Genomic DNA, 12,857 nt, shown 5'->3' on the forward strand with positions numbered 1-12,857 from the left:
AGAAAACCGCTTCAGGATCTCTCCTGAAGCGGTTTTGTTTAAAATAATTGATAGGTAAAATTATGTAGAAAGTGAATAGTTAATTCGCTTTGCTGGTTAATGAATGGTTCAATAAGAATTGACAGCAAAGCAATTCACCATTGACTTTTGACTTTAATAAAGTGTTGCCATGCTTTCGGCTTTGAAATCCTGAAGTTCGTCCATATTTCCTTCTTTCACTTTCTTCACCCATTCAGGATCCTGTAAAAGCGCACGACCAACCGCAACCAGATCAAAATCTCCTCTTTCCAGTCTTTTGGTGAGTTCAGTTAAATCTGCTTTTTCAGTTCCCTGTCCTCCGAAAGCCGCCATAAAATCTCCTTCAAGCCCTACAGAACCTACGGTAATGGTTGGCTGTCCCGTGATTTTTTTTGCCCATCCTGCAAAATTAAGATCAGAACCTTCGAATTCAGCCTCCCAGAAGCGTCTTTGCGAACAGTGGAAAATATCAACTCCTGCTTCTTTTAAAGGCAATAACCATTCTTCCATTTCTTCCGGTGTATTGGCTAATTTTACAGAATAATCCTGCTGTTTCCACTGAGAAAGACGAATAATAATCGTGAAATCTTCACCAACCGCCGCTCTGATTGCTTTCACCACATCTACCGCAAATCTGCTTCTTTCTTTCAGGGTTTTACCTCCGTACTCATCAGTTCTTGTATTGGTTACATCCCAGAAAAACTGGTCGATAAGATAACCGTGAGCTCCGTGAATTTCCACTACATCAAATCCTAAGTCTTTTGCAGATTTTGCAGAAGCAGCAAACTGAGCAATGGTATCCTGAATGTCTTCCAACGTCATGGTAGAAGCTTTTTCCATCTCAATAGAAGGATAATCCGCAGAACTTCTTGTGTCTCCAACGTGCCAGATTTGAGGTCCCATTTTCCCTCCGTTTTCATGAACTGCATCGATTACGTTTTTCCAGCCGTTCAGTGCTTCAGTTCCATAAAAATCAGGGATATTCTGCATATTTTTGGATGCAGGTCTGTTGATTACGGTTCCTTCCGAAAGAATCAATCCCACATCTGAAGCCGCTCTTCTTGCATAATAATCTGTGATTTGCTGCGTAGGAACTCCGTTATCGGATTGTGCTCTCGTCATCGGAGCCATTACGATTCTATTTTTAAGTTCTAAATTCTTGTATTTAAAAGGTTGAAATAATGATTCTGTGCTCATTTTTAACTTACTATTTTATAATTGTTACACAAAGTAACTAATAATAGTTCATATTTGTATCTTTTGAATTGAAAAAAGTAGTAACTTTGCAGTAACATACATTAGTAACTTTAAAGTAACAGATGAGCTCTTTACATACGGGTTGGGTTTTAATTTTTATTTAACCGCAAACCGAAGGTTCGACAGAGTAAAAAGGAACACAATATAAGCGTATGCTTTATTGTAAAGTTTATTCATAAAAATGCATAAGGTATATAAACTTAAATCCTTTGTAAACTCTTATAAGCAAAGCGCCTTTGTGAAGCTTAAGACAGTTAGAAGATAGAAATTCTTGTGAACTTCGTGTTCAACAATACGAGTAAAAATTAGAAATACACCTTTATGAAAAAGAACGAATTAATGCAATACAGTTGTCCTTTGGGAAAAGCAATGTCTGCTTTGGGAAGCAAATGGAAACCCATTATTGTATTGGTGATCAAAGACCGGAAATTGCGTTTCGGAGAATTGGCGGCGAGGATTAATGTGATCTCCAGAAAAGTTCTGACCGACCAGTTGAGAGAAATGGAATCGGACGGATTGGTAATTCGTGAAGAGTTTAAAGAAATTCCTCCAAGAGTTGAGTATTCACTCACAGAAAAAGGATTGGCTCTCCTTCCGATTTTGTATCAATTGGAAGAATGGGAAACGAAATATCATGTGTATGATCCGGAGAAAGAGAAGGACTGTAAAATGATTTTGGAAGGGAAGAAAGTGCAGAAGACGGTTGTTTGATGGTCTTTTTTATTTCTTTAGCTTAAATTTATTACGTTTTACTTTCAAACTTTCAGGATAACTTCCATTAATATAACTCACAAAATCATTATCAATTACTGCTTTTGAACCAGCTTTTGGAACTGAATCATTATATTTAAAGTAAAGAGTATCATTCTTAAACTCATAATTTCCTGTGTAGACATCTTTATCTCTCATCATTCCTTGAGAAATAAATTCAAAACTTTCATCATCATACATTTTCAGATAAACCCAACCTAAGGGATCTTCCCTGTCTGCTAAAAGCAATTCTTTCCTTTAATTTTTACAACTTGTAACTATTAATAAAAGATATATAAATGAAAATTTTAATTTCATAACTTTTAGTTTAATGGTTAAACAAATATAAATTAAAAACCACCCCCAAAAGAAAGCGGTTTCAAAATTTATTTAAAATATCGCAGGATATTTCTAAAGATTTACTTTTTTACAATCAACATATTAGCAAAAGGCGTAATTTTCTTATTTTCAATAATCTTCAAACCAGCTTCAGAAATAGCTCTCTTCCATTGCTTTTGACTTAAAAAATGAAAAGCTCCGATGTTAAAGAAAAGAAAATTTGTCAGATCTCTAAATTGTTCTGAGACAATGATTACGCAATCATCTTTTAAAATTCTCTTTGCTTCTTTGAAAAACAAAACTCTTTGGTCGTGATCTAAAATTTCGTGAAGTGCAGTTATAGCAAGAATTACATCCTGAGATTGATTTTCAAAAGGAAGATGATCCAGCTTGATTTTTATTTCCTTCGGATTGGGTGGAAATACTTTCTTTGAAGTTTCGATTCCTTTTTCCTGTTCGTGACGATTTCCAAAAATATCACAAACCGTTAAATTCAAATCCGGATATTTTTCCTCCAATCGTTTTGACAAAGGATCAAAGCTTGCGTGAACTAAAATTGCATTTTCTGTTTTATTCCAATCTACAATTCCTTTTAACTTCTTTAATTCGTACAAATCTGAATGATCATATAAAATGTAAGAAGCGAGAAGTGATGCAAAAATATTTATTATGATAAGTGCGCTTAAAATTCTTAATATTAAAATAACCGGAGTTGAATTAATCCAAAATGATAATGCACAAAGAAGAATCGAAACAATAAACCCAAGTACTATTTTTTGATAATTAAAGAGGACAACAAGTTTTGTAATTTTCATAAATAGGCTTTAAAATCTAATTTACAAATTCCTAACAAAAAACCGCTTCCAAAAAGAAAGCGGTTTCAAAATTATCTAAAATCCCAATTAAAATATTGCAGGATATTTCTGAGGATTTGTTTCATTAAATAATGCGTAAATTTTTTCAACCATATCATCCGCAGAAGGTTTGCTAAAATAATCTCCATCACTTGCATATGCAGGTCTGTGATCGTTTGCAGAAATTGTCAACGGATCAGAATCCAAGAATCTGAACGCTTTTTGTTTTTCTAAAATCTGCTGAAGAATAAACGCTGAAGTTCCGCCTTCCACATCTTCATCAATCACAACCAATCTGTTTGTTTTCTTTACAGATTCTGCAATCTCATGTGTTAAATCGAAAGGAATTAATGACTGAACATCAATCACTTCCGCAGAAATTCCTAATTTTTCAAGTTCTTCTGCCGCTTCCATTACAATTCTCCACGTAGAACCGTAAGTAACCAACGTAACATCTTTTCCTTCTTTTGTCACCTCGATTTTTCCGACAGGAACAGTGAATTCACCTAAATTATCCGGTTGTTTTTCTTTTAATCTGTACCCATTTAAACATTCAACGATTACAGCCGGATCGTCGCTCTGAAGCATTGTATTGTAGAATCCGGCAGCTTTGGTTAAGTTTCTCGGAACCAATACCAGAATCCCTTTTGAAAGATTCAGAATTCCCGCCATCGGAGAACCTGAATGCCAAACTCCTTCCAGTCTGTGACCTCTCGTTCTGATAATAACCGGCGATTTCTGACCTCCTTTTGTTCTGTACTGAACGGTTGCCAAATCGTCGCTCATTCCCTGTAAACAGTACAAAATATAATCAAGATACTGGATTTCGGCAATTGGCCTTAAACCTCTCATTGCCATTCCGATTCCCTGTCCTAAAATGGTTGCTTCACGGATTCCAGTATCGGCAACACGAACATCACCGTATTTTTCCTGCATTCCTTCAAGACCTTGGTTTACATCACCGATATTTCCGGCATCTTCACCAAAGACTAAAGTTTCAGGATATTTTTCGAATATTTTATCGAAATTGTTTCTTACCACTACTCTTCCGTCCACATCTTCAGAAGCATCGGAATAAATTGGCTTAATTTCTTTTACGTTTTCTGCTTTCCACTGAGACTGAGAATATAAGTGAGAAGAATAATTGTCTTTTTCAACTTCAAAGATCTCGTTGTATTTCTGCATCAGTTGGTTTCTTTCTGCAGAATGGGTTCCTCTCGTTGCCAGTAAAGATTTTCTTACCAAATGGAAAACATCTTTCTTCGCTTTTGAAACCAGTTTATTGAAGTGAGTAATATAATTCTCGATTTCAGCGTTTTGCTCTTTAAGATTTTCTACCAAAGGTAAAACGGAACCGATTAAATCTGTAATTGTTTTCTGGTAATTTTCCCAAGCCTGTTTCTGACCTGTTTTTACTGTTTTTTTAGCTTCATTATCAATAGCATCTAGCTCTTCTGCTGTTGCCAGAACTTCTTCTTTGCCTTCAATTTCGATGGAATAGTTTAAAATCCATTCTCTGAATTTCACCAATCCGTCAAACTGAGATTCCCAAGACAGACGCTCTTCATTTTTATATCTTTCGTGAGATCCTGAAGTGGAGTGACCTTGTGGCTGCGTAACTTCAATCACATGAACCACTACCGGAACACTTTCTACTCTCGCAAACTGTTCTGCTCTAGCATAAGCATCCAAAAGCGCAGGATAATCCCAAGCTTTTACCTGAATGATTTCACATCCCTGGTTTTCTCCTTCTTTTCTCTGGAAACCGCTCAGCATTTCAGCGATATCGGCTTTTGCTCTCTGATTTTTGGTAGGAACAGAAATTCCGTACCCGTCGTCCCAGATCGAAACTACCATTGGAACCTGAAGCGCACAAGCCGCATTCAGTGTTTCCCAGAAATGACCTTCTGCTGTAGAAGCATCCCCGATTGTTCCGAAAGCAATCTCATTTCCTTCTCTGGAAAATTTTTCAGAACCTTCGAATGTTACGGTTTTATAAATTTTAGAAGCCTGAGCCAATCCCAATAATCTCGGCATCTGTCCCGCAGTAGGAGAAATGTCGGAAGAAATATTTTTCTGAGCCGTTAGATCTTTCCAGCTTCCGTCTTCATTTAAACTTCTTGTCGCAAAGTGACCGTTCATCTGTCTTCCGGCTGAAGCAGGTTCTCTTTCCACGCTTGTATCTGCATACAATTGTGCAAAAAAACTTTCAACAGTCAACGCATTTACAGCCAATGCAAAGGTCTGATCTCTGTAATATCCCGAACGGAAGTCTCCATCTCTGAAAACTTTCGCCATTGCAAGCTGAGGAAGCTCTTTTCCGTCCCCAAAAATACCAAACTTAGCTTTTCCCGTAAGAACTTCTCTTCTTCCCAAATAGGACATTTCACGAGAAATCCTTCCTAATTTATAATCTTCAAGTATCTGATTTTTAAAATCTTGAAAGGAAATTTGCTGTGTTTCAATATAGGTTGTCTGCATAGCCAAATATTAAATATTTTTATTTTGAAGTATTTTGCTAATATACACTTTTTAAATTAATTTTAATTTTTAATAATCTTTTTTAAAAATTTGATAATAAAATAAATTGTGTTTATATTGGAATAAATTTGTAAATGATGGAGAAAAAATCGTCTCATATCCTTAATGCATCGAGTAATCTTCTGGGGTTTTCTCTGGTCATTATCACTTCATTAAAGATATCAAAAATCAGCCACAGTACGCATTTGGACGAGTTTGCCGGAGTTGCCTGTCTGTTTTTTGCCTTCAGTTGCTTTTTTTCTTTTCTTGCAATAAGATCGAAGCATGAAAGACGTTCTTTCAGATTTGAAACTATTGCGGATTATTTATTTTTAATCGCTTTATTTTGCATTGTTCTGGCTGTAATTATTGTCACAGTGAAAATAATTTAACTTTCATTTAAAAAACAAATATTCAATTATAAATAAATTTAAACCAATAATAAATAAATATTTTTATTAAAAATGATAAAAATAAATATTATATATAAAAAATAAACTATTTTAACTAAAATTTGATAAATAAATCGGCATGAATTTTGAGTTTATTGTGAAAAAAATTCACAAATTTTAAAATCATGAAAAACAAATTATCTCAGGTAATTAAAGTATTACTATTTGTTATAATTCCGCTATCAAATTACGCTCAGGTAGGTGTTAATACAAGCAATCCTCAAACTACTTTTCACGTAGACGGAAGTAAAGATAATGCTGCTTCAGGTGCGCCTACCGCCGCACAGCAGTCCAACGATTTTGCCGTAACCAGTTCAGGAAACGTAGGAATAGCGACGGTAAGTCCAAGTGAGAAACTGGATATAGCAACAGGAAATGTAAGAGTTCGTACCATTAATTCCAATGCAGGTGTTCCCGGAACAGATAAATATGTAGTTGCAGATGGGAACGGTATTTTAAAAACAATAAATTTTACCACTACAGATCTTTTTCATGCCCGTTTATCTGCCGATCAGACCGCTAACAGCGGCGTGATTGCAACTTTACTTTTTGCAGCTCCTTTAGTAACGTCAACGTATTATTCTTACAATTCAACTACCGGAACACTTACTTTTAACCAGGCAGGAAACTATATTGTTACGTTTCAGGCAAGTTTTGGGAATGTTACTGCCGGTACACAGCTTGTTTTGGGGGTAAGACCAGTTCCGGACAGCAATTATCTTGCAAGGGGAAGCCATTACGCGGGAGCGGATACCCCTACGCTCACTGCCACTGTCAGAATTGGGGAACTCATGAACTACACGACGATGCTTGTTGTACCGAGTGCAGGATATCAGGTGCGTTTTACGGCAGCTCCTAATCAAAACTGTACGGTTTTAGCTTCGGAAACGGGAAGTACAGGAAGTGGTAACGTCACCAATATTACGATTCAGAAGATTTAATAACAATAAGAAATCGGAATGCATGAGCGTTCCGATTTTTTTATTCTGAAAGATTTATATCTATTTAAAACTTTCTTTCAATGACATAATCCAGCATAATTCGCAATGATTTTTTTGCTTCAGAATCGGGAAATTCGTTCAGAATATCAATTGCTTTTTGCTGAAAGTCTTTCATTACGGTAATCGCATACTCCAAACCTCCGGAACTTTTAACAAAATTAATCAGCTCTTTTACGCGTTTCTGATCGTTATTGTAACGTTTAATGGTATTGAAATAGTATTTACGGTCTTTCTCGTTTGCTGTTTTCAAAGTATGGATCAGGGGCAGCGTCATTTTCTGCTCTTTGATATCAATTCCTACCGGTTTTCCGATGACGTTTGAAGTTAAATAATCAAAAAGGTCGTCTTTGATCTGGAAAGCCATTCCGGTATAGGTTCCGAAATCCATCATTTTTTTAGCCAGAACTTCATCTGCATTATTCGACAAGACGCCGATTTCGCAACACGCAGCAATTAAAGTCGCTGTTTTCTGACGGATAATTTCATAATATACATCTTCCGTAATATCCAGTTTTCTGGCTTTTTCCAACTGAAGAAGTTCACCTTCAGACATTTCGCGGATGGTTCTTGAAATAACACCTAATAAATCGTAGTCTTTATGATCTGTGGATAATAAAACAGATTTGGATAAAAGATAATCTCCCACCAAAACAGCAATTTTATTTTTCCACAACGCATTAATTGAAAAGAAATTGCGACGTTTAAAACTTTCATCCACCACATCATCATGAACCAGAGTTGCGGTGTGAATCAGCTCGATCATGGAGGCTCCGCGATATGTTTTTTCGTTGACATCGCCGACTAATTTTGCACAGAGAAAGACAAACATCGGACGCATCTGTTTTCCTTTTGTGGTAACAATAAAACGAGTGACTTTATCTAGTAAAGGTACTTTGCTCTGCATTGATTCATAAAACTTCTGCTCGAAAAGTTTCATTTCCTCATTGATCGGTCGCTTGATTTCTTCAACGGTGTTCGCCACAATCTTTGAATAATAGATAAATTATTAATTCCCACAAAGATAATTTTTTTCGGGCAATTTTAAGGGAAATTAATCTTTGAGTTTATCTATCGGAACAAAATACAGGCTTTGTTTTCCTCCGCCAATCGGAGAATGAAATTTTTCCCCCGAAATATAGATTCCTGTTTCATCAACGGCAATTCCTTCAATTTGTCCAATAGATAAAGCACTTCCCAGATAATAATGTCGTGGATTTTCTTTAAAAAAAACTCCGGATTCAGCTTCATTAAAAATATCTAAAAAGACTTCTGTCTTCTTGGTATAGCCTATTAAATAGAGTTTTTTATTAAAATAAGAAGCGTCTGTTACTATAAAACCAGTCTTGTAATTTTCGATTTTCTGAGCGTTCTGCTTTTCTGAAATTTCAGGATCGATAAGGTAATGTGTTGTTGATTTTGAACCCCACTCTTTCGTAAAAAGATGAATTTTACCATTCAGATAAATCATCGCTTCCGCATCGAAATCCGTTTCGGAATATTTAGGAATAAATTCCTGCTGTTCGGGATATTCAAAAGAAATTAATTTAACCGAATCATTTTTTGATGAATTATTTTCAAAAGAAACTTTATAAATTTCGAGATCTTTTCTTGTTCCGCCGTTGTTTCCGAAATCTCCGATGTAGAAGTTTTTACCGTCGTTTGCAAGCGCTTCCCAATCTTTATTTTTTCCGTTGATTTGTATCGTGCCGATGATTTGTCCTGTCGATTTATCCAACTCAAAAAGTTCGGGAGAATTTCCGCTGTCATTAAAAGTATACAGTTTTCCGTTCATTAAACTTAAACCGGAAGTTTCCTTCACCTTATCATCCAAATTACCAATTCTGTATTTTCTGATTTTGAAAAGTTCAGCCTGTTGGGAAAATGAGAAGGTAGAAATTGTAAGGGTAAGTATGAGGAAAAGCTTTTTCATGAGGTAAAAATATTTATTTAAACACAAATAACACTAGTTTTTTATACAAAATTAGAGGTTCCTCTGTCATTCTGACGAAAGAAGAATCTATTTTTAACAGATAGATTGCAAAAGTTTTGTTTAAATACTTTATGCTTTTAATTTCGCAAAGGCAACTTATTTAAACTAATTTCAGAATAAAACTGCAAAAGGGACAAAAGACAATGATAAAGCGAATTTCGAAAATGATCAAAGCGCTCAAAAGAATAAAAATCAAAGATTTTTAAAAACTACTGTGATCTTCTTATTTATAATCATCAAAATTTAAATAACCGTTTAGTTCTCCTTTATGGTAAAATAAAAAGTTTAAACAGACCTAAGATTATATTTAAATCTTTCCAGCCGTACACAAAATTTTCTTGCTTATTCAGTTTTTGTTGTGTAATGAAAAAGGAGTTCGTACCTTGTTAAAAAGCAAAATATAACAAAACGAACTCCTATGAGCCAAAGCCCGTACAAAAGTATTCTAAAATTTCTATCTAAGCATCATGAAGTAAAAAAAACGCTCAATTTCAAAAGCGTCTTTTGGTTTTATCGATGATGATTTCCTCATGTATCTTACAAAAATCCAGTCATTTAGAATCATTAACAATGGATTTTTCAGAAGCAACGAACAAGGAAAGCAAGATCAAAAAAGTAAAACGTTTTTTGGATAGTAAATGGAATGGTTATCACGATTATTACCTTCCTTTTATAGAAGTATTTTTGAAAAATCTTATTCCTCAAAAAGAACTGGTTTTCATTATCGATGATACCCAAAGCGCAGGAAACTGTATTACGTTGATGCTTTCCGTCCTTTGGAGAGGCTATGCAATTCCGGTAATTTGGCTGGTTAAAGAAGGGGAAAAAGGACATTTTTCAGAAGAAAAACATATGGAACTGTTAGAGGCGGTTAAAGAAATTATTCCTGAAAACACCCGAAATATTCTTTTGGGAGATGGAGAATTTGATGGCAAAAAATTACGGGAAAAATTAGAGAAAACAGGTTTTGAATATGTGCTGAGAACAAGCAAAGATAAACTGATAAAGAATGAATGCAATGAGATACATCGTTTTGAAAATCAAACCAATGGCTTTGAAAACGGACAGTACTGGTTTGAAAATGCAAGTGAAAATTCTCATGCGGTCTACTGGAAATCAAAACAATATCAAGATCCAATTTACCTTTTAACCAATTTAGATCTTGCAGGTTTGGCGTGTGCATACTATAAAAAACGCTTTAAAACAGAGCTTTTGTTTAAGCAGTTAAAATCAGCAGGATTTAATCTGCAACGTTCAAAGCTTCAGGGAGAAAAACGTTGTACAAACCTGATGATGATTCTTGCCTTTGCCTTTGTACTATGCTTTGGCTTGGGTATTCTTTTAAAAAATAAAAAGAAATTGGTCATCAATAAATTTTACCGGTTTGATAGGATTCAAACTATAAAACCGCTTACTTTGGCACAAAAATGTTTAAACTCATGCGTGGATTTAGCCCTACATTTTTTTCAAATAGCAACACAAAAATTTTATGAAATTTTTGTGTACGGTTAGAAAATTTAAATCCAAATAATTAAAATATTTGTGAAATCCGTGTAAAATTTGTGTTGTTTGTGTTTAGAAAACTAAGCAGATTTCTTCTGAATCTGATCTTTATTTTTATTTTTTCTTGCCCAGTAATCTTTTTGATATTGTCTCACGGTTTTTCCGGTTCCGTCGTGTCGCCATCCCGGAGAATTAAAAATATAATTGATACGATCTGAAAATTTCAGTCCCGGCTGTTTAATATCTTTCCATATTTTTCTCCATTCGTACAGAAGAACCGTATCGGGTTTATTATCCGGCATTTTTGGATAAATTCCATATTTCACAGGAACATTGGGGTCTTCTTTCTCAAAAGTTCCGAAAATTTTATCCCAGATAATGAGACACATTCCCATATTTCTGTCAAGATATTTGATGTTGCATGCATGATGAACACGGTGATGAGAAGGCGTTACCAAAATATACTCAAGGAAGCCCATACTTTTCACAGTCTGGGTGTGAACCCACGTTCCATATACCTGACCGATTGCATACACCACCATAATGTGCCATGGATTGAATCCTAAAAAAGCCAGTGGCGAAAAGTATAAATATCGGTAAAGCGGCTGTAAAACCGGACTTCTGAAACCTGTTGTCAAATTGAAATATTCTGAGTTGTGGTGCGTAATATGAACCGCCCAGAATGCTCTGGAATGATGATCTACATAATGGAGAACGTAATATGCAAAATCCGTTACCACAAAGCAAATCAGCCAGTACCAGATCGTAAAATCCCACGAGAAAAATCTAAGATTGTAAAAGAAGAACATGACTCCCATTGCAAAAGCCTTCATCAATAAATCCAGTCCGAAATTCATTAATGCCAGAAAAACGCTTGTTGCCACATCTTTTTTATCGTATAATTTAGCCTCCGAAACGTGACTGTAAATCATTTCGGCTAAAATAACGGTTGCATGAACAGGAATAGACCATGAATAGACACTTTCCAATCCATTTTCATCCATAAAGTAATCCATCATCACTTTTAAAATTTGTGGTACAAAGTTATGATTTTAGGAAAGCGTTAAGAAAATTTTTTGATTTTTTTAATAAAATTTTAATCCGCAGATTTATTGGCAAGCTGTCCGCAGGCTGCATCGATGTCTCCGCCACGGCTTTTTCTTACCACGCAGACAATTCCTGCATTTTCCAACTGACGGATATAATTTTCTTCTGCCTGTTTGTTGCACTGGTCATATTTTCCGTCACCAATAGGATTGTACTGAATTAAATTAACTTTAGAAGGAACCTGTTTGCAGTATTTAATCAGAGCTTTGATATCTTCATCACCGTCATTAATGTCCTTCCAGACACAATATTCGAAAGTGATGACAGAGCCAGTTTTTTTATACCAGTACTGAAGAGATTCCATGATTTCCGTTAGAGGAAATTTATCGGAAAAAGGCATGATCTCGTTACGCTTCGCTTCGATGGCAGAGTGAAGAGACAAAGCCAGTTTCACTTTCAGTTCTTCGTCAGCGAGCATTTTAATCATCTTCGGAATTCCTGAAGTGGAAACAGTAATTCTTCTCGGAGACATTCCCAAACCTTCCGGCTGGGTTATTTTGCGGATGGCTTCCACCACGTTTTTGTAATTCATCATCGGCTCTCCCATTCCCATAAAAACAATGTTGGAAAGCGGTCTGTCGAAATACATTTTACTCTGGCTGTCGATTAAAGCAACCTGATCCACGATTTCGGCAACTTCAAGATTTCTCATTCTTTTGAGTCTTGCGGTTGCGCAGAATTCGCAGTTTAATGAACATCCGACCTGTGAAGAAACACAAGCGGTGGTTCTGGTTTCTGTAGGAATAAGAACAGATTCCACCAATAAGCCATCGTGCAATTTCACTCCGTTTTTAATGGTGCCGTCTGTACTTTTCTGAAGCTGATCCACAGAAACAGGATTGATGGTATATTCTTCGGCGATTCTCTCACGAAGAGGTTTTGAAAGATTCGTCATTTCATCAATCGAGTGAAGATTTTTACTCCACAACCAGTCATAAACCTGCTTCGCACGAAACGGCTTTTCTCCCAAAGAAACAAAGTATTCTTTGAGCTGGTCCAGTGATAAAGTTCTGATGTCTTTCATATTTATTTAAAGAGCCAAGTTAAAAGTAAAAATTAAAAAGTT

At 35.6% G+C, this 12,857-nt stretch carries 12 protein-coding genes; 4 read left to right on the forward strand and 8 right to left on the reverse strand.

From position 1 onward, the window contains the following. Positions 1-153 precede the first annotated feature (153 nt). A complete protein-coding gene (locus PFY09_RS05345; protein ID WP_271161699.1) occupies positions 154-1,215 on the reverse strand; it encodes an NADH:flavin oxidoreductase in 1,062 nt (353 codons plus the stop codon). A 381-nt stretch (positions 1,216-1,596) separates the two neighbouring features. On the opposite strand from PFY09_RS05345, the gene PFY09_RS05350 reads away from it, so the two are divergent. After that, on the forward strand, positions 1,597-1,986 hold the full coding sequence (locus tag PFY09_RS05350; protein WP_116099935.1) for a winged helix-turn-helix transcriptional regulator: 390 nt from the start codon (positions 1,597-1,599) through the stop codon (positions 1,984-1,986). A gap of 9 nt (positions 1,987-1,995) precedes the next feature. Here the strand turns inward: PFY09_RS05350 and PFY09_RS05355 are convergent, their stop codons facing one another. The 3 genes from PFY09_RS05355 to PFY09_RS05365 form a co-directional block, all read right to left on the reverse strand. Continuing rightward, the gene (locus tag PFY09_RS05355) at positions 1,996-2,274 is read right to left on the reverse strand and encodes a hypothetical protein (RefSeq protein ID WP_271161700.1); all 279 of its coding nucleotides are present in this window, start codon (positions 2,272-2,274) and stop codon (positions 1,996-1,998) included. Between the two features lie 170 nt (positions 2,275-2,444). Next, entirely contained in the window at positions 2,445-3,179 is a 735-nt protein-coding gene (locus PFY09_RS05360) for a class I SAM-dependent methyltransferase (RefSeq protein WP_271161701.1), read from the reverse strand. Positions 3,180-3,266: 87 nt separating this feature from the next. Then, complete coding sequence (locus PFY09_RS05365) at positions 3,267-5,699, reverse strand: alpha-ketoacid dehydrogenase subunit alpha/beta (protein WP_271161702.1); 2,433 nt, start codon at positions 5,697-5,699, stop codon at positions 3,267-3,269. 134 nt (positions 5,700-5,833) lie between these two features. On the opposite strand from PFY09_RS05365, the gene PFY09_RS05370 reads away from it, so the two are divergent. Beyond that, positions 5,834-6,130, forward strand: a complete 297-nt coding sequence (locus tag PFY09_RS05370; RefSeq protein ID WP_228427557.1) for a hypothetical protein — start codon at positions 5,834-5,836, stop codon at positions 6,128-6,130. Positions 6,131-6,315: 185 nt separating this feature from the next. Next, positions 6,316-7,131, forward strand: coding sequence for a hypothetical protein (locus tag PFY09_RS05375; protein ID WP_271161703.1), 816 nt, complete (start codon positions 6,316-6,318; stop codon positions 7,129-7,131). Positions 7,132-7,195: 64 nt separating this feature from the next. Here PFY09_RS05375 and PFY09_RS05380 read toward each other — a convergent pair whose 3' ends face one another. After that, positions 7,196-8,173, reverse strand: a complete 978-nt coding sequence (locus PFY09_RS05380) for a polyprenyl synthetase family protein (protein WP_271161704.1) — start codon at positions 8,171-8,173, stop codon at positions 7,196-7,198. 69 nt (positions 8,174-8,242) lie between these two features. Beyond that, a complete protein-coding gene (locus PFY09_RS05385) occupies positions 8,243-9,121 on the reverse strand; it encodes a hypothetical protein (protein ID WP_271161705.1) in 879 nt (292 codons plus the stop codon). A 630-nt stretch (positions 9,122-9,751) separates the two neighbouring features. On the opposite strand from PFY09_RS05385, the gene PFY09_RS05390 reads away from it, so the two are divergent. Next, on the forward strand, positions 9,752-10,693 hold the full coding sequence (locus PFY09_RS05390) for a transposase (protein WP_271161706.1): 942 nt from the start codon (positions 9,752-9,754) through the stop codon (positions 10,691-10,693). A gap of 71 nt (positions 10,694-10,764) precedes the next feature. On the opposite strand, the gene PFY09_RS05395 is transcribed toward PFY09_RS05390, so the two are convergent. Continuing rightward, positions 10,765-11,703, reverse strand: a complete 939-nt coding sequence (locus tag PFY09_RS05395) for a sterol desaturase family protein (protein ID WP_076394962.1) — start codon at positions 11,701-11,703, stop codon at positions 10,765-10,767. A gap of 77 nt (positions 11,704-11,780) precedes the next feature. Continuing rightward, the gene (rlmN, locus tag PFY09_RS05400; protein ID WP_076394960.1) at positions 11,781-12,815 is read right to left on the reverse strand and encodes a 23S rRNA (adenine(2503)-C(2))-methyltransferase RlmN; all 1,035 of its coding nucleotides are present in this window, start codon (positions 12,813-12,815) and stop codon (positions 11,781-11,783) included. Positions 12,816-12,857: the final 42 nt, after the last annotated feature.

This window comes from Chryseobacterium gambrini, from assembly GCF_027920505.1.
Lineage (GTDB): Bacteria > Bacteroidota > Bacteroidia > Flavobacteriales > Weeksellaceae > Chryseobacterium > Chryseobacterium gambrini.

Coding starts and splice junctions, on each gene's coding strand:
- PFY09_RS05345 (WP_271161699.1), bottom strand. CDS start 1,215: ATGAGCACAGAATCATTATTTCAACCTTTTAAATACAAGAATTTAGAA.
- PFY09_RS05350 (WP_116099935.1), top strand. CDS start 1,597: ATGAAAAAGAACGAATTAATGCAATACAGTTGTCCTTTGGGAAAAGCA.
- PFY09_RS05360 (WP_271161701.1), bottom strand. CDS start 3,179: ATGAAAATTACAAAACTTGTTGTCCTCTTTAATTATCAAAAAATAGTA.
- PFY09_RS05365 (WP_271161702.1), bottom strand. CDS start 5,699: ATGCAGACAACCTATATTGAAACACAGCAAATTTCCTTTCAAGATTTT.
- PFY09_RS05370 (WP_228427557.1), top strand. CDS start 5,834: ATGATGGAGAAAAAATCGTCTCATATCCTTAATGCATCGAGTAATCTT.
- PFY09_RS05375 (WP_271161703.1), top strand. CDS start 6,316: ATGAAAAACAAATTATCTCAGGTAATTAAAGTATTACTATTTGTTATA.
- PFY09_RS05385 (WP_271161705.1), bottom strand. CDS start 9,121: ATGAAAAAGCTTTTCCTCATACTTACCCTTACAATTTCTACCTTCTCA.
- PFY09_RS05390 (WP_271161706.1), top strand. CDS start 9,752: ATGGATTTTTCAGAAGCAACGAACAAGGAAAGCAAGATCAAAAAAGTA.
- PFY09_RS05395 (WP_076394962.1), bottom strand. CDS start 11,703: ATGATGGATTACTTTATGGATGAAAATGGATTGGAAAGTGTCTATTCA.
- rlmN (WP_076394960.1), bottom strand. CDS start 12,815: ATGAAAGACATCAGAACTTTATCACTGGACCAGCTCAAAGAATACTTT.